14 protein-coding genes are annotated in these 15,178 nt (G+C 75.4%); 10 read left to right on the forward strand and 4 right to left on the reverse strand.

Annotated elements, in window-relative coordinates:
- Nucleotides 1-208 precede the first annotated feature (208 nt).
- On the forward strand, nucleotides 209-1,756 hold the full coding sequence (locus tag HT134_RS06395) for a bis-aminopropyl spermidine synthase family protein (RefSeq protein ID WP_246363555.1): 1,548 nt from the start codon (nucleotides 209-211) through the stop codon (nucleotides 1,754-1,756).
- A 92-nt stretch (nucleotides 1,757-1,848) separates the two neighbouring features.
- On the forward strand, nucleotides 1,849-5,094 hold the full coding sequence (locus HT134_RS06400) for a S8 family serine peptidase (RefSeq protein WP_175599251.1): 3,246 nt from the start codon (nucleotides 1,849-1,851) through the stop codon (nucleotides 5,092-5,094).
- A gap of 106 nt (nucleotides 5,095-5,200) precedes the next feature.
- Here HT134_RS06400 and HT134_RS06405 read toward each other — a convergent pair whose 3' ends face one another.
- The gene (locus HT134_RS06405; protein ID WP_175599252.1) at nucleotides 5,201-5,860 is read right to left on the reverse strand and encodes a hypothetical protein; all 660 of its coding nucleotides are present in this window, start codon (nucleotides 5,858-5,860) and stop codon (nucleotides 5,201-5,203) included.
- A gap of 88 nt (nucleotides 5,861-5,948) precedes the next feature.
- On the opposite strand from HT134_RS06405, the gene HT134_RS06410 reads away from it, so the two are divergent.
- A complete protein-coding gene (locus HT134_RS06410) occupies nucleotides 5,949-6,434 on the forward strand; it encodes an inorganic diphosphatase (RefSeq protein ID WP_175599253.1) in 486 nt (161 codons plus the stop codon).
- Between the two features lie 18 nt (nucleotides 6,435-6,452).
- Here the strand turns inward: HT134_RS06410 and HT134_RS06415 are convergent, their stop codons facing one another.
- The gene (locus HT134_RS06415) at nucleotides 6,453-7,217 is read right to left on the reverse strand and encodes an SDR family NAD(P)-dependent oxidoreductase (protein WP_312887999.1); all 765 of its coding nucleotides are present in this window, start codon (nucleotides 7,215-7,217) and stop codon (nucleotides 6,453-6,455) included.
- A 116-nt stretch (nucleotides 7,218-7,333) separates the two neighbouring features.
- Between HT134_RS06415 and HT134_RS06420 the strand changes: the two genes are divergently transcribed.
- Both HT134_RS06420 and HT134_RS06425 read left to right on the forward strand, forming a co-directional pair.
- Nucleotides 7,334-7,951, forward strand: coding sequence for a TetR/AcrR family transcriptional regulator (locus HT134_RS06420; protein WP_175599255.1), 618 nt, complete (start codon nucleotides 7,334-7,336; stop codon nucleotides 7,949-7,951).
- A 146-nt stretch (nucleotides 7,952-8,097) separates the two neighbouring features.
- A complete protein-coding gene (locus HT134_RS06425; protein WP_175599256.1) occupies nucleotides 8,098-9,072 on the forward strand; it encodes an NAD(P)-dependent alcohol dehydrogenase in 975 nt (324 codons plus the stop codon).
- Nucleotides 9,073-9,141: 69 nt separating this feature from the next.
- On the opposite strand, the gene HT134_RS06430 is transcribed toward HT134_RS06425, so the two are convergent.
- Entirely contained in the window at nucleotides 9,142-10,092 is a 951-nt protein-coding gene (locus tag HT134_RS06430) for a LysR family transcriptional regulator (RefSeq protein WP_175599257.1), read from the reverse strand.
- A 97-nt stretch (nucleotides 10,093-10,189) separates the two neighbouring features.
- Between HT134_RS06430 and HT134_RS06435 the strand changes: the two genes are divergently transcribed.
- The 4 genes from HT134_RS06435 to HT134_RS06450 all read left to right on the forward strand — a co-directional run bounded on the left by HT134_RS06435 (nucleotide 10,190) and on the right by HT134_RS06450 (nucleotide 13,756).
- The gene (locus HT134_RS06435; protein WP_246363556.1) at nucleotides 10,190-10,903 is read left to right on the forward strand and encodes an MBL fold metallo-hydrolase; all 714 of its coding nucleotides are present in this window, start codon (nucleotides 10,190-10,192) and stop codon (nucleotides 10,901-10,903) included.
- A 120-nt stretch (nucleotides 10,904-11,023) separates the two neighbouring features.
- On the forward strand, nucleotides 11,024-12,298 hold the full coding sequence (locus HT134_RS06440; protein WP_312888000.1) for a CoA transferase: 1,275 nt from the start codon (nucleotides 11,024-11,026) through the stop codon (nucleotides 12,296-12,298).
- A 46-nt stretch (nucleotides 12,299-12,344) separates the two neighbouring features.
- Complete coding sequence (locus HT134_RS06445) at nucleotides 12,345-13,208, forward strand: HTD2 family dehydratase (protein ID WP_175599258.1); 864 nt, start codon at nucleotides 12,345-12,347, stop codon at nucleotides 13,206-13,208.
- 68 nt (nucleotides 13,209-13,276) lie between these two features.
- Entirely contained in the window at nucleotides 13,277-13,756 is a 480-nt protein-coding gene (locus HT134_RS06450; protein ID WP_175599259.1) for a PaaI family thioesterase, read from the forward strand.
- A gap of 129 nt (nucleotides 13,757-13,885) precedes the next feature.
- On the opposite strand, the gene HT134_RS06455 is transcribed toward HT134_RS06450, so the two are convergent.
- Nucleotides 13,886-14,644, reverse strand: a complete 759-nt coding sequence (locus HT134_RS06455) for an SDR family NAD(P)-dependent oxidoreductase (RefSeq protein ID WP_175599260.1) — start codon at nucleotides 14,642-14,644, stop codon at nucleotides 13,886-13,888.
- Nucleotides 14,645-14,705: 61 nt separating this feature from the next.
- On the opposite strand from HT134_RS06455, the gene HT134_RS06460 reads away from it, so the two are divergent.
- Nucleotides 14,706-15,167, forward strand: coding sequence for a MarR family winged helix-turn-helix transcriptional regulator (locus HT134_RS06460; protein WP_175599261.1), 462 nt, complete (start codon nucleotides 14,706-14,708; stop codon nucleotides 15,165-15,167).
- The last annotated feature ends 11 nt before the right edge of the window (nucleotides 15,168-15,178 follow it).

Raw genomic sequence — 15,178 nt, forward strand, 5'->3', positions numbered from 1 at the left:
CGTCATCGTCTGTTCAGTACTGCTCAACAGGCGGGGACGACGTTGGCCCTGCTGCGTTGTGCGTAGAGGTTACCGCACCCATCTCACATGGTGCCCGCTCTGTCCGCATTGCGAACATTGCCCCTATCTGGAGCTGGGCATTTCCACTGACGCAACACCGTAAACCATGGCCGCATTCCCATGCACGCGGGCCGATAGGGTTGCACTCATGGACCGTGACGGGCTGGAACGGCTGCTCAGCGAGGCCGGGGTGGACAGCAGGCGGCTCAGGCACGCCCTCACCCTCCTGTGCGACGGCCAGTGGTGGACCCTGGCCGACCTGGTGCGCGACAGCGCCACCTCCCGGCGCACGGTCGAGGCCCTGCTGCGCGAGGTGCGGCTGGAGCGCTCCGGCGACCGGTTCCGGGTGCCGCCCGCCGACTCCCCCGCCTACCAGGACCTGCTGGCCATGGCGCCGCCGCCGGCCGACCCGGTCGCTCACCTGCTGCCCCACTACGAGCACGCGCTGGAGCGGCTGACCGCCTTCGTCGCCTCCGGGCCGCGCTCGCGCCAGGCGCTCGACCACGTCGCGGCCACGCCCGAGACCGTGCTGCGCCGGGCGCTGCTGCTGGGCGCCCGGTTCTGGCTGCCCGGGGCGCGCCTGCTGTGCGTGGGCGACCACGACCTGACCTCGCTGGCCGTCAAGCTCGTCCACCCCGAGACGGACGTCACGGTCGTCGACATCGACGAGCGCATCCTGCGCCACATCGACGCGCAGGGCCTCGGGGTGCGCACCCGCTGGGCCGACCTGCGGCTCGGCTTGCCGCCGTCCGCCCTGGACCACGACCTGGCCGTCACCGACCCGCCGTACACGCCGGAGGGGATCGGACTGTTCGTGGCGCGCGCCCTGGAGGGGCTCAAGCCCGACGGGCGGGTGCTGCTGGCGTACGGGGCGAGCGAGCGCACGCCCGCCCTGGCGCTGAAGGTGCAGGGGGCGCTGGCCGCGCTCAACCTCGTCAACGAGGCGATCTACCCCGACTTCAACCGCTACGACGGCGCGGAGGCCATCGGCTCGGCCGCCGACCTGTACGTGCTGCGGCCCACCTCCCGCACCCGGCCCGCGGTGGCCGCCCGCGTCGAGCGGCTCTCGACCGCCATCTACACGCAGGGCCCGCAGTCGGTCGAGTCGGCCGCCGCCGGTTCGCCGGTGCCGGCCGGGGCCGCGGAGGGCGCCGACCTGCTGGTCGGCGACTGGCCCAAGGAGCTGCCGCAGCCGCGGGTCAAGCTCACCACGTGGCTGGCCAAGCCGTACGCGGCGGCCGTCCGCCGGGTGGCCGTCGCGGTGCCGCCCGGCCTGGAGGCGGCGCTGCCGCGCCTGCTCCTGGCCACCCGGGCCGAGCAGGTGCGGGCCGTCCTGTCCGCCCCGCCCGGCCCGCTGCCCGGCTTCCTGTCCGAGGTGTACGCGACGACGGTCACGGGCGAGACCGTGGACGCCACGCGCCGGCCGCAGCCGGACGACGCGGCGAGGGCGGTGCTGCGGCGCGTCCTCGACAACGCCCACGGGCGGCTGGCCAACACCTGGCGCGAGGCGCTCATCGCCCTGGCCAGGGAGCAGGGCACGACGCTCACCAAGAACGAGGCGCGCGCGCTGATCCGGCAGGCCGCCCCGTGGGCCGAGGGGCTGACGCCGCTGGAGGCGCCGCTGCACCGGCTCTCGGCGCTCCCCGGCGAGGTCGCCGCCACGGTCGCCGCGCTGTCCGGCACGCTTCCGGGCTGACCGGCCGCCCGCCGTACGGGCGGGCCGTGAAGTTTTTTCCGGCATCGGTGGATATCCAGTGATCCACTGTCGATGATCCGGAGCGACCCAGAGTGCGCGACAGAACGAAGGCGGCGGGGGTCCTGATCCTCGCCGCCGCGATACTCCCTTCCTCACCGGCCTCGGCCGCACCGGCCTCGGCCACGGCACCGGCCTTCTCACCGGTCTCCGCACCGGTGTCGGGCACCCGTACGGTGACGTTGATCACGGGTGACAGGGTCACCGTCACCGGCGGCCTCACCGCGACGATCAGACCCGCCCCGGGACGCGAGGACGTCGCGTTCCGCACCGGGACGTCGGGCGGGCGGCTGAGCGTCGTGCCGTCCGACGTCGTCCCCCTGCTCGGGGCGGGCCGGCTGGACCCGCGCCTGTTCGAGGTGTCCACGCTGCTGGAGTACGGCTACGACGACCGGCGGGCGGCGCTGCCGCTCATCGTCACCGGCGCCGCCCGGCCGCGGACCCTGCGCGGCGGCGCGAACGCCAGGAGCCTGGCCGCGATCGGCGGCTACGCCGTCCAGCAGGACCGCAAGGACGCGGCCCGCTTCTGGCAGGACCTCAGGGCCGGACTGGGCGCGACGGGGCAGAGCGTGCGGGGCGGGAGCAAGGTCTGGCTGGACGGGCTCAACCCCCTCGCGCTCGACACCAGCGTCCCCCGGATCGGCGCGCCCGCCGCCTGGGCGCGCGGTCTCACCGGCGCGGGCGTCAAGGTCGCCGTGCTCGACAGCGGCGTCGACGCCACCCATCCCGACCTGGCCGGCAAGGTGGCCGCGCGGGCCGACTTCACCGAGGAGCCCGACGAGCGGGACGTGGTCGGCCACGGTACCCACGTGGCCTCGACGATCGCCGGCAGCGGGGCGGCCTCCGGCGGGAGGTACCGCGGCGTCGCCCCCGACGCGACCCTGCTCGACGGCAAGGTGTGCGCGTCGCGGTTCTGCTCCGACTCGGCGATCCTGGCCGGCATGCAGTGGGCGGCCGAGCAGGGCGCCCAGGTGGTCAACCTGAGTCTGGGCCGGGCCGACACGCCGGAGGACGACCCGCTGGAGCAGGCCGTCCGGACGCTCACCGAGCGCTACGGCACGCTGTTCGTGGTGGCCGCGGGCAACGACGGCGCGGACCGGGCGGTCAGCTCCCCCGCGAGCTCCGACGCCGCGCTGGCCGTCGGAGCGGTGGACGGCGCGGACGCCCTGGCCCCCTTCTCCAACCGCGGGCCCCGCGTCGGCGACGGCGGTCTCAAGCCCGACATCACCGCGCCCGGCGTGGACATCACCGCCGCCCGGGGCAAGGACAGCCCGGGCACCGGCCCGTACGTCACCATGTCCGGCACCTCGATGGCCACCCCGCACGTCGCCGGCACGGCGGCCCTGGTGGCGGGCGCCCACCCCGGCTGGAAGGCCGGCGAGCTCAAGGCCGCGCTGATGGCCTCGGCCAAGCCGGACCCGCGCACCGGCGTCTTCGGCCAGGGCGCCGGGCGGGTCGACGCCGACCACGCCACCACCCAGACCGTCACCGCGTGGCCCGCGGGCCTCGGCTACGGCGTGCAGTCCTGGCCGCACGGCGACGACCAGCCCGTCACGAGGACGCTGACCTACCGCAACCACGGCGACCGGCCGGTCACGCTCACCCTGGAGGCGCGGGCCGGCGCCGCGTTCACCGTGACGCCCCGCACCCTGACCGTGCCGGCGGGCGGCACGGCCGAGGCCACGGTCACGTCCGACACCCGCGCCGACGCGCCCGACGGGTTCACGGGCGGCCACGTCGTGGCCACCGGGCCGGACGGGCTGCCCGTCAGCACGCCGGTGGGCGTGGAGAAGGAGGTCGAGAGCTACGACCTGACCATCGAGCACACCGGCCGGAGCGGCGCGCCGACGGCCGACTTCGAGATGTCGCTCGCCCGGCTCGACGCCCCGCACCCGGTCGTCGTGGTGTTCGGCGGGACGGGCACGCCCACCTCCACGTTCCGGCTGCCGAAGGGCACCTGGCTCGTGGACACCGCCGTCCTCGGCGCGGACGGGGTCACCCGGCTGGTGCACCCGGGCGTGGCCCTGGACCGGGACCGGACCGTCCGGGCCGACGCCCGGCTCGGCCGGCCGATCTCGATCCGGCCGCCCGCGTCCGACGCCACCCTGGCGGGTGCGCATGTCGTCTTCCAGACCCAGGGCCCCGGCGGCCAGGTGCTCAGTCGCGGCTGGATCGGCAAGCGGCTCGACCGGATCTTCACCGCCCAGCTCGGGCCCGACCGCGCCTACGACGGCGCCCTGACCCTGGTGACGGCGAGCTGGCTCGGCACCGACGCCTACCGGCTGGCCTGGGTCCGGCGCGGCGGCATGATCACCGGCTTCGACCGGGCCGTGACGGACGAGGAGCTGGCCGTGGTCCGCAGGGACTACGCCCGGCACCTGCCGGACGCGGAGGCGGAGGCGGCGAGCGTGCCGTGGCCGCGCGACGGCGAGGTCTTCTCCGCCCGGTTCGCCGAGACGTTCGCCACGCCGTCCGTACGGACCGAGCACGTCAACACCGACGACGGCGTCCGCTGGCGGCACGTCCTGGACGAGTACGGCAAGGACGGCCGGCTCAACACCTTCCGCTCCGCCCCCACCCGCTACCCGGCGGGCCGCGTCACCGAGGAGCGCTGGAACCGCGGCGTCTTCGGCCCGTCACTGCCGTACGGGCGCGCGGACGGCGACGGCGTCTCCCGCACCGGCGACGAGATCACGGCGGACCTGTGGCTGTTCGGCGACGGGCGCGGCTCCACGGGCTGGTCCTCGCGGGCCACGGAGCACACCGCCCTCTACCGCGACGGCGGCCTGGTCGGCGAGGCGCCGTCGCTGGCCGCGCGGTTCGCGGTGCCCGCCGGGCAGGCGTCGTACCGGCTGCTCGCCGAGGCGGTGCGCGGCGAGCCCGCCACGCTGTCCACCCGCGTGTCGGCGGCGTGGACGTTCCGCTCGGGCCGCCCGGCGACCGCGGGCGAGCTCACGCGCCTGCCCGTGTCCGTGGTCACCTTCGCGCCCGCCCTCGACGCGGCGAACACCGCGCCGGCGGGCCGCCGCTTCACCGTGCCGGTCTCCGTGCGGGCCCTGCCGGGGAGCGGCGCCGGACGGAACCGCGAGCTGGCCGTGGAGGTCTCCTACGACGACGGCGCCACCTGGGCCGCCGCCGAGTTCCGCCACGGGCGGGCCGTCCTGCGCCATCCGGCCGGGGACGGCTTCGTGTCGCTGCGGGCCAGGGCCGTGGACACCGCCGGCGACGCGGTCGAGCAGACCGTGATCCGCGCCTACCGCATCGCCGCTGCCGGACACTGACCGGCGCCCGCCGGGCACTGACCGGCGCCCGCCGGGCACTGACCGAAGCCCGCCGGGCCCCTTCCGCAGGAGGGGGCCCGGCTCCCGGCGGGGAGCGGCGGCGGCGCTACGACGCCACGGGCGCCGGATCGGCGGCCAGGGCGAACGTCTCCACCAGCTCCGTGCAGGTGCCGTGCCCGCCCATCACGCACAGGGCCAGCGTGTCGTAGGTCGCGGTGAACTCCGCGGCCGGCGGCAGCGCCCCGTCCCCCGGCCGCCACGCCCGGTCCCGGAACCGCGTGATCGTGATGTGCGGGCGGAACAGCTCGCCCACCTCGTCGTAGCCGTACCGGTCGAGGTTGTCGCGGGCCGGCGGCGGGGCGGTGCGCCGGTGCTCGGCGAGCACCCGGCCGACCGGGTCGAGGCGGCGCAGCCCCGTGCGCAGCGGGGCGACGGCGGCGATGACGTCCTCCTGCAGCCGGGTGACGGCGTCCGTCTTGACGTAGAACAGCTCGAACATGCCGTGCTCGTTGCCCGCGAACCGGTCGCCCGCCAGGTGGAGCGCGGGGGTGCGCGCGGCGATGCCGCGCAGCAGCCGGACCGCCTCGGCGCGATCGCCGGGCGTGAGGTTGGCCATGTACAGCGAGATGTGCGGATAGGGCCCGTCCTCGCGCAGGACGAACTCCGTGGGCGCCGGTTCGGCGCAGCTCCGGCTCAGGTCGGCGGATCGGGCGTTGACGTCCGGTGGCGGGAGGAGCACCACGTCGTACACCGGGAGATCGTCCATACCGCTCATGGTAGGGACCCCAGCCCTGATCCGCTCGCCCTCGCGGGGCCGACTTATCATGGGAGGAGCGCCGTAAGGGGGTGCCGGGATGCGTGTCGACGTGGTCGTGGAGACGCCCGGGGGCTCGCGCAACAAGTACGAGATGGACCAGGCCAAGCAGCGGATCCGGCTGGACCGGCTGCTGTTCACCTCGACCGCCTACCCCTACGACTACGGCTACGTCACCCACACCCTGGCCGAGGACGGCGACCCGCTGGACGCCATGGTGCTCCTGGACACGCCCACGTTCCCCGGGTGCGTGATCTGCGCGCGGCCGATCGCGGCGTTCTGGATGAATGACGAGCACGGCCCGGACGCGAAGATCCTCTGCGTCCCCGCCGGCGACCCGCGCGCCGACCACGTGCGCGACCTGGAGGACGTCCAGTGGTACGTGCTCAACGAGATCGGCCACTTCTTCGACGTCTACAAGGACCTGGAGCCCGGCAAGAGCACCAACACCCGGGGCTGGGAGCCCCGGGCGTGCGCCGAGGAGATCATCGACGAGGCGGTGCGCCGGGCCGGCGAGAACGGCTGACGCACCCCCGCGCCTCGGTCACACCAGGCTCTGGCCGCCGTCCACGGTGATCACCTGGCCGGTGACGTACGGGTTGGCCATGAGGAACAGCGCGGAGGCGGCGGCCTCCTCCGCCGTGCCGTACCTGCCGAGCAGCGTGCCGGCCCCGGCGGCGGCCATGGCGGCGTCGGTGGCCAGCCCCGAGGCGCCGCGCATCAGCGGCGTGTCCACGACGCCGTAGCGGACGGCGTTCACCCGCAGGCGGCGGGGGGCCAGCTCGACGGCGAGCGCCCGGGTGAAGGTCTCGACGCCGCCGATGGACGCGAGCGGCCCCGCCATGCCGGGCACGGGACGGATCACGTACGTGCCGGAGGTGAGCGTGAGCGTGCCGCCCTCCGGGAGCCGCGCGGCGGCCAGCCGGGCGGCGGTGAAGGCGCCCACGACGCGCTCCTCGAAGGCCGCGCGCAGGTCGCCGGCCGACACGTCCGTGACGGGCCCCGCGCCGGTGAGGCCGCCGCTGGTCACGAGCACGTGGTCCACGGAGCCGGCCAGGTCGAACGCCTCCGCGAGCGCCGCCTCGTCGGCACCGTCGGCGGCCACGCCCAGCACGTCCGTGCCCGCGTCCGGGTTCTCGTCGCGGACCCGGGCGACGGCGGCGGCCAGCCGCCCGGGGTCGCGGCCGACCAGCACCACCCGGCCGCCGAGGCGGCGCAGCAGGGTCGCGGCGGCCAGGCCGATCCCCGAGGTGCCGCCCACGATCACGGCGGTCGAGCCGGCCAGCCCGTCGGGCAGGGGTGAACGCACGGGAATGGCGGTGACAGCAGACATCATCAGGCCCTCTCAGCAAGTAAACCATCCGGTTGGTTTAGATTCTGCGCACACCGCCGCGCTCAAGTCAACTGGATGGTTTAATTCAGGGCATGAGCTACGACGCGGAGGCCACCCGGCGGCGCATCTTCGACGCCGCCACCGACGAGTTCGCCGCCCACGGCCTGGCCGGGGCGCGGGTCGAGCGGATCGCCGCCACCGCCAAGGCCAACAAGCAGGCCATCTACCTCTACTTCGGCGGCAAGGAGAAGTTGTTCGGCGCGGTCGTGCGCGCCAAGGTGGACGAGGTGTGCCACAGCAGCTCGATCGACCCGAACGCGCTGGGCGAGTCCGTCGGGCAGCTCTTCGACTGGTACCAGGAGCATCCGGAGCTGATCCGGCTGCTGCTGTGGGAGGCGCTGGAGAGCGGGCCGGGAGCGGTGCTGGGCGAGGACGAGCGGCGCGCCGCGTACCGGGACAACGTGCGCGAGCTGGTCGGCGCGGGCGTCGCCGCCGACCTGGCCGAGCCGGCGCGCACCCGCGCGGCCCAGGACTGGATGTTCACGCTGCTCGGCCTGGTGGCGTGGAACTTCGCGGTGCCGCAGCTCTGCCGCCTGGTCCTGGACGAGGACGACGAGCGGACGGCCCTGGCCCGCCGCCGCTCGGCCGTGGTCGACGCCGTCCGCGCCCTGGCCGCGCGGCGACAGGAGGAGACGTCCGGGCAGGGGTGAGGCGCGCCTCAGGGTCGCCCCAGGGTCGCCCGGGGGCCGTCCCCGATGTCCGGGCGGAGACCGCCCGCCTACGCTGCCGCTGGGACCGATGTTCGGGGACGGCCCCACCTCATGCCGCACCTGTCTCGCGCGCCCGTGGAGGCCCGATGAAGGCGATCGTCCAGGACCGTTACGGCCCGCCCGCCGTCCTCGAGCTGAGGGAGGTGGACAAGCCGTCGCCCGCCGCCGACGAGGTGCTGGTGCGGGTCCACGCCGCCTCGGTCAACGCCTACGACTGGCACTTCATGCGCGGCCACCCGTACGTGCCGCGCGTGGTCATGGGGCTGCGCGGACCCAGGATGCCGATCCGGGGCAGGGACTTCGCCGGGCGGGTGGAGGCCGTCGGCCGCGAGGTGACGCGGCTGCGTCCCGGTGACGAGGTGTACGGGGAGGCCGACGGGACGTTCGCCGAGTACGTGTGCGCCCGCGCCGGCGCGGTGGACCTCAAGCCGGCCAACCTGACGTTCGAGCAGGCGGCGGCGATGCCGCTGGCGGCCAACACCGCGCTGCTGGGCCTGCGCGACGCCGGACGGGTCCGGCCGGGGCAGAAGGTGCTCATCAACGGCGCGTCGGGCGGCGTGGGGACCTTCGCCGTCCAGGTCGCGGCGGCGCTCGGGGCCGAGGTGACCGCCGTGTGCCGGGCCCGCAACGCCGACCTGGCCAGGTCGCTCGGCGCGGAGCACGTGATCGACTACACCCGCGAGGACTTCACCCGGACGGGGCGGCGCTACGACGTCGTCTTCGACGGAGTGGCGACCCGCGGACTGTCCGACCTGCGCCGCGCGGTGACCCCGACGGGGACGCTCCTGCTGGCCGGCGGGGGCGAGCCGGGCGGCGTCCTCGGGGCGATGGGGCTGCTCTTCAAGGCGATGGCGGTCAGGCCGTTCGTCCGCCAGCGGCTCGTGCCGGTCATGGGGCCCGCGCCGCGCTGGGAGAACCTCGCCGCGCTGCGGGAGCTCGCCGAGGCCGGGAAGGTCACGCCGGTGATCGAGCGCTCGTACCCGCTGAACGAGGCGCCCGCCGCGATCCGGCACATGGAGGTCGAGCACGCCCGCGCCAAGCTGGTCATCACCGTCGCGTGACGCCCGGCGGGCCCGGGCGGGCGCGGGCCGGGTGAGCGCGGCCAGGCGGCGGGCGCGGGCGCGGGCCGGTCAGGCGTCCACGGGGCGGCGGTCGGCGTCGGGCACCCACCGCAGCGGGTCGGCGGGCGCGGGGAGCCGGGGGCCGCGGCCCAGCCGCCGCAGCAGCGTGCGCAGCGGGGGCGGGGGATCGCGGCGCCGCCACACGATCCACCAGGGCATGAGGATCTCCGGCTCGACGATCGGGACGCGGCGCAGCCCGCTGCCTCCCGCGTCGATGCTCCGCTCCCCCAGCCCCACCGCGGCCTTCTCGCGCAGGAACAGCTCGACCAGGTGCCACTGCCCGATGGCCGGCTCGGTGAAGCGGAGCGGGAGGCCGAACCGCTCGCACAGGCGCGTCAGGTAACCGCGCCACTCCTCGGCCCCCGCCGGGTCCGGCATGGCGATCCCGTGCTCCCTCAGGTCGGCGGGCCGCAGCGCCTCCCGGCCGGTCAGGAGGTGGTCGGCGGGCACGAACGCGTCCAGCGGCTCCAGCCGTACGAGCCGGCAGGCGAGCTCGGCCGGCCAGGGCCGCGGCGTGTCGTGCACCCGGCCGAACGCGGCGTCGATCTCCCCGCGCCGCAGGGCGGGCAGCGCCGCGGACAGCCCCTGCCGCATGCTCAGCTCGATCCGCAGGGGCGGCTCGGCCGCCGCGCTCGCCTCGCGGAGCATCCGCAACGGGGTGAACCGCTCGTCGTAGACGTCCACGCGCAGCGGCTCGCCGCCCGTCCGCACGGAGTCCACGGCCCGGTCGAACGCGGACACGGCCTCCACGGCCCGCGGCAGGAACCGGCGCCCGGCCGCGGTCAGCTCCACGCTGCGCGTGGTCCGCTCGAACAGCCGCGTCCCGAGCGCGTCCTCCAGCCTGCGGATCCGCTTCGACAGCGCCTGCTGGCTGAGGTGCAGCCGCACGGCGGCCCGCCCGAAGTGCAGCTCCTCGGCGGCGACGGCGAACGCCCGGAGGCCATGGATGTCCACGTCCATGGCGGACGAGCCTGGACCGACAACCACCGGTTGTCAATGCGGGCGCGACCGCTGTTGGACGGCCCGGCCGGCGAGCCGCTTCGCTGGGAACCCGGTCATGCGTGAGAGAGGACAGGGCATGGACATCGTGGGGATCCGCCCGGAGCTGCACATGGTGGTGCTGGAGTTCGGGCAGATGTACGTGTGGGACGACGGGGGCGCGCTGACGCTCGTCGACACCGGCATCGCCACCTCAGGGCCGGACATCGCCGAGGCGCTGCGCCGGCTCGGCCGCCGTACGGACGAGGTGCGGCAGGTCGTGCTCACCCACTTCCACGAGGATCACTGCGGCGCGGCGGCCGAGATCGCGGGCTGGGGCGAGGTGACCGTGATGGCGCACCGGCGGGAGGCCCCGGTGATCCGCGGGGACGTGCCCGGCCCGCCGCCCGCGTTCACCGACGAGGAGCGCGCCCTGCACCGCCACTTGGGCGCCCACCTGCTGCCGCCCGCGCCGCCCTGCCGCGTGGACCGCGAACTGGAGGACGGGAACGTGATCGACTTCGGCGGCGGCGCCCGCGTGGTCGCCACGCCCGGCCACACCGACGGGAGCGTCGCCGTCCACCTGCCCGGCCCGGGGGTGCTGTTCACCGGGGACACCGTGGCGCACGTCGGCGGACAGGTGATGCCCGGGGTGTTCAACCTGGACCGCGCCGCGACGCTGCGCTCGTTCGCCCGGCTGGCGCGGCTCGACGTGCAGGTCGCCTGCGTCGGGCACGGCGAGCCGATCACGGACGCGGGCGCCGCCCTGGCCGCCGCCGCGGCCGCCCTCTGACCGGCCCTGGACACGCCCGCCGGACTACGCGCTCACCGAGCGGGGCACGACACTCCTGGACGTCGTACGCCGTACGTGGCTCCGAGCCGCGACCGACCACGTCAGGAGACGAGCAGACGAGTGGACAGCGAAGCGTCAGAGGCGGCACCGGACCGTCCGGCCGGGCGGCCCTCACAGCCGCTGCGCGGCATGCGGGTCGTCGAGATCTCCGGGTACGTGGCCACCCCGCTGACCGGCATGACGCTGGCCCAGCTGGGCGCGGACGTGATCCGGGTCGAGCCGATCGGCGGCGCGCCCGACCGCACCCGGCTGCCGCGGGCCGCGAGCGGGACGAGCCTGTACTGGTCGGGGCTGAACAAGGGCAAGCGCGCCGTCGAGGTGGACCTGTCGCGCGAGGCGGGGCGCCGGCTCGTCGCCGACCTGGTCGTCAGCGGCGGGGCACGCGGCGGGATCGTGATCATGAACGTCGAGGGGTTCCCCGAGCTGCGCCACGAGCGGTTGCGGGAGCGCCGCCCCGACGTGATCCACGTGCTGCTCACCGGCCGCCGCGACGGCGGGGCCGCGGTGGACTACACCGTCCAGGCGGCCACCGGGTTCCCCCTGCTGACCGGGCCGGAGGGCGACCCGCGGCCGGTCAACAGCGTCGTGCCCGCCTGGGACGTCGCCGCCGGCCTCTACCTGGCGACCGGGCTGCTGGCCGCCGAACGGCACCGGCTGCTGACCGGTGAGGGGCAGCAGGTGCGGGTCGCGCTGGAGGACGTCGCCCTGGCGACCGCCGGTAACCTCGGCTACCTCGCCGAGGCGCAGGTCAACGGCACGCCGCGGGAGCGCTGCGGCAACCACGTCCACGGCACCTTCGGCCGCGACTTCGCCACCTCGGACGGCGGCCGGCTCATGATCGTGGCGCTCACGGCCCGGCACTGGCGCGACCTCGTCGCCACGACCGGCCTCACCGAGGCGGTCGCGGCGCTGGCCCGCGCGCTCGGAGCGGACTTCGGCGAGGAGGCCGAGCGTCACCGGCATCGCGGGCTGCTGGCCGAGCTGCTCGCGGGCTGGTTCGGCGCGCGGACGCTGGCCGAGGCCGAGGCGGCCCTGCGGCCCACGCGCGTGCTGTGGTCGGCGTACCGGAGCTTCGCCGATCTTGCCGCCGGCGACGCGCTGCGGGACGATCCGCTGATGGCGGAGCTCGTCCAGCCGGGGGTCGGCCGGCACTGGGCGCCCGGCTCACCCGTGGTGATGGACGGCCGGCAGGCGCCCCCGGCCCCGGCTCCACCGGTGGGCCGGCACACCGGCGAGGTGCTGCGGGCCGAGCTGGGCCTGTCGGCCGAGGAGCTGGCGACGCTGAGGGACGACGGCGTCATCGGGCCATGCGACGACGGGGGGGAGGCGGAGTGACGCTGGGCAGCGGCAGGATGGCGGTCGTCTCCGGCGGCGGGCGCCGATGAGCCCGGACCCCCTGTCCCGATGGGAGCCGCACACGGTCACGACGACGGAGACGGTCGACCCGGGTCCCGTGGCGGCGCTGGTGGCCCTGTTCGACGACGGCACGCCGCCGATCGGCCCCGGGGACCCCCTGCCGCCCCTGTGGCACTGGCTCGCCCTGGCCCGCTGGCCCCGTTCCTCCACGCTGGGCCCGGACGGCCATCCGGCGCGCGGGACGTTCCTGCCGCCTGTCGAGCTGCCGCGGCGGATGTTCGCGGGCGGCGAGGTCGCCTTCCACGCCCCGCTTGCGGTGGGCGCGACGGTGCGCCGGGAGTCGTCCGTCGAGTCGGTCGCCGAGAAGCCGGGGCGCTCCGGTCCGCTCGTCGTCGTGTCCGTCGCCACCAGGTTGTACGACGAGGGCGGCCGGCTCGCGATCGAGGAGCGGCAGGACCTCGTCTACCGGGATCGCGCAGCCGCCCCGCCATCGGAGGCCCGGCGGGAGCCCGCGCCCCCCTCCGGCGCGCCCCTCACCCGGACCGGCGCGTGGGCCTGGGACCTCGCCACGGACCCGGTGCTGCTCATGCGGTTCAGCGCGGCGACCTCCAACCCGCACCGCATCCACTACGACTGGCCGTACGCCACCCGCGTCGAGGGCTATCCCGGCCTGGTGGTGCACGGGCCGCTGATGACGCTCGCGCTGGCGGAGATGCTCCGGCTGGAGGGGCACGGCGGCCGGGTGGAACGGATGCGGCACCGCATCCGGAGGCCGCTGTTCTGCGGCCAGGCCGCGCGGCTGCGGCGGATCGAGGACGCCCCTCTCACCCTGGGCGTCCTCACGCCGGACTCACCCGAGCCCTGCGCCGTCCTGACGGTCGAGGGGTGAGCCGCCCCCCGTGAGCCGCCTCGGGTGCCGGCCGGAGAATGTCGGTGGGGCGCTGTTGAATGCGTCCCATGGACACGCACACCGGCCGACCCGCCACGGGCACGGGCACGGACACGGACGCCGACCGGCGTGGACCGATCTGGGACATGATCACGGGGCGCCTCCCACCGTCGCCCGCGGCGGCCACCCTGGGGTGGCAGCTCGTCGCGGTGGACCCCGAGCAGGGCACGATCGAGGTGGCGTTCGAGGCCGGTGAGCAGTTCACCAACCCCGTGGGCGTGGTCCAGGGCGGCTTCCTGGCCGCGATGCTCGACGACACCATGGGTCCGGCGCTCGTCCTCACGCTCCCGGCCGGCCAGTTCGCGCCGACGCTCGACCTCCAGGTCCAGTTCCTCCGCCCGGCCCGCCCCGGACGGCTCGTGGGGCGGGGCCGGGTCGTACGGCGCGGCAGAGAGGTGTGCTTCCTCGCGGGCGAGCTGACCGGCCCCGACGGGAGGCTGGTGGCCACGGCGACGGCGACCGCCTACATCCAGCCGATACGGCGCTGACCGCGGCCCGCGCCGTCCGCCGTCCTACCGAGGCCGTGCGCCGTCCTACCGAGGCCGTGCGCCGTCCTACCGAGGCAGTCCGGCGTCCTACCGAGGCCTCACGCCGTCCTGGCGAGGCGGTCCGGCGTCCTAGCGGGTGAGGTGCCGCCCGCCCGCCACGGACAGGATCTCGCCGTTGACGTGCCCGTTGGCCGCCGAGCCGAGGTAGGCCGCCGCCGACGCCACGTCCTCCGGCGTGCAGATCCGGCCCGTCGGCGTCTGCGCGCTCTCGGCGTCCACGGCGTCCTGGCCGAGCCACGGCGTGGACAGCACCCGGTCGGTGAGGGTGAAGCCGGGCCGTACGACGTTCGTGAGCACGCCGTGCCCGGCCTCCCTGACGGCGAGCACCTTCGCGGCCGTCTCCAGCGCGCCCTTGGCCGCCGGGTACGTCACTCCCGCCGGAACCGGCTGGTCCACCACGTCGGACGAGATCAGCACCAGCCGTCCCCACCCGGCGTTCCGCATTCCGGGGAGCACCGCGTCGACCAGCATCAGCGTCCCGGTCACGTTCGCGGCGAAGCCGTCGTTGAGCGTCTGCCAGGTCTCCGGGCCTCTCTCCGGCCAGGCCACCGCGTTGGCGACGAGGACCGCCACGGCGCCCAGCTCACGCTCGACCTCGGCGACCGCCGACGCGATCGACCCCGGGTCGCTCTGGTCGACGCGCACCGCGACGGCCTTCCCGCCGGAGCTCGCGATCTCCTCGACCAGGCCGCGGGCGCCTTCCTCGTCGCTGTGCCATCCCGCGGCGACCAGTGCGCCCTCGCGGGCGAACGTCGTGGCGATCGCCGGGCCGATGCCGCCGGAAGCCCCGGTGACCAGGACCACGCGTCCTGCGAGTCCCAGATCCATGTGCCCTCCATATATTTAGCCGACTACTTATTAGCCGACTATACATCTATAGGATGGCCTCGTGGACACGACCGAGGCGATCCGCGTCAACCGGGCGCTGAACAAGATGAGCAAGCTCTACCGCGCCGCGAAGGCCCGCAAGCTGGCGGCGCTCGGGCTGCACCCGGGGCAGGACGTCATGCTGTGGTTCCTCGCGCAGGAGCCGGACGGGATCACGGTCTCGGAGCTCGCGGCCCGGCTCGGGATCGAACCCCCGACCGCCACGCGCAGCCTCGCCCGGCTGGAGGGCGGCGGCTGGTTCCGCCGCGAGCCGGTGCCCACGGACCGCCGCCAGGTGCGCATCGTCGTCACGGAGGCCGGTCACGCGCTGGTCCCCCGGATCGAGCGGGCCTGGGCCGAGCTCGCGGAGGAGGCGATGGGCGGGGTGAGCGACGAGCAGCGCGAGACCGCCCTCCTCGCCCTCGAACACGCCAACGCCCGCCTGCGCGGCCTCGTCGACGAGACCGCCCTGACGGACGAGTGACGCCTACGACG

It is taken from the genome of Nonomuraea rhodomycinica, from assembly GCF_013363995.1.
GTDB classification, from domain to species: domain Bacteria; phylum Actinomycetota; class Actinomycetes; order Streptosporangiales; family Streptosporangiaceae; genus Nonomuraea; species Nonomuraea rhodomycinica.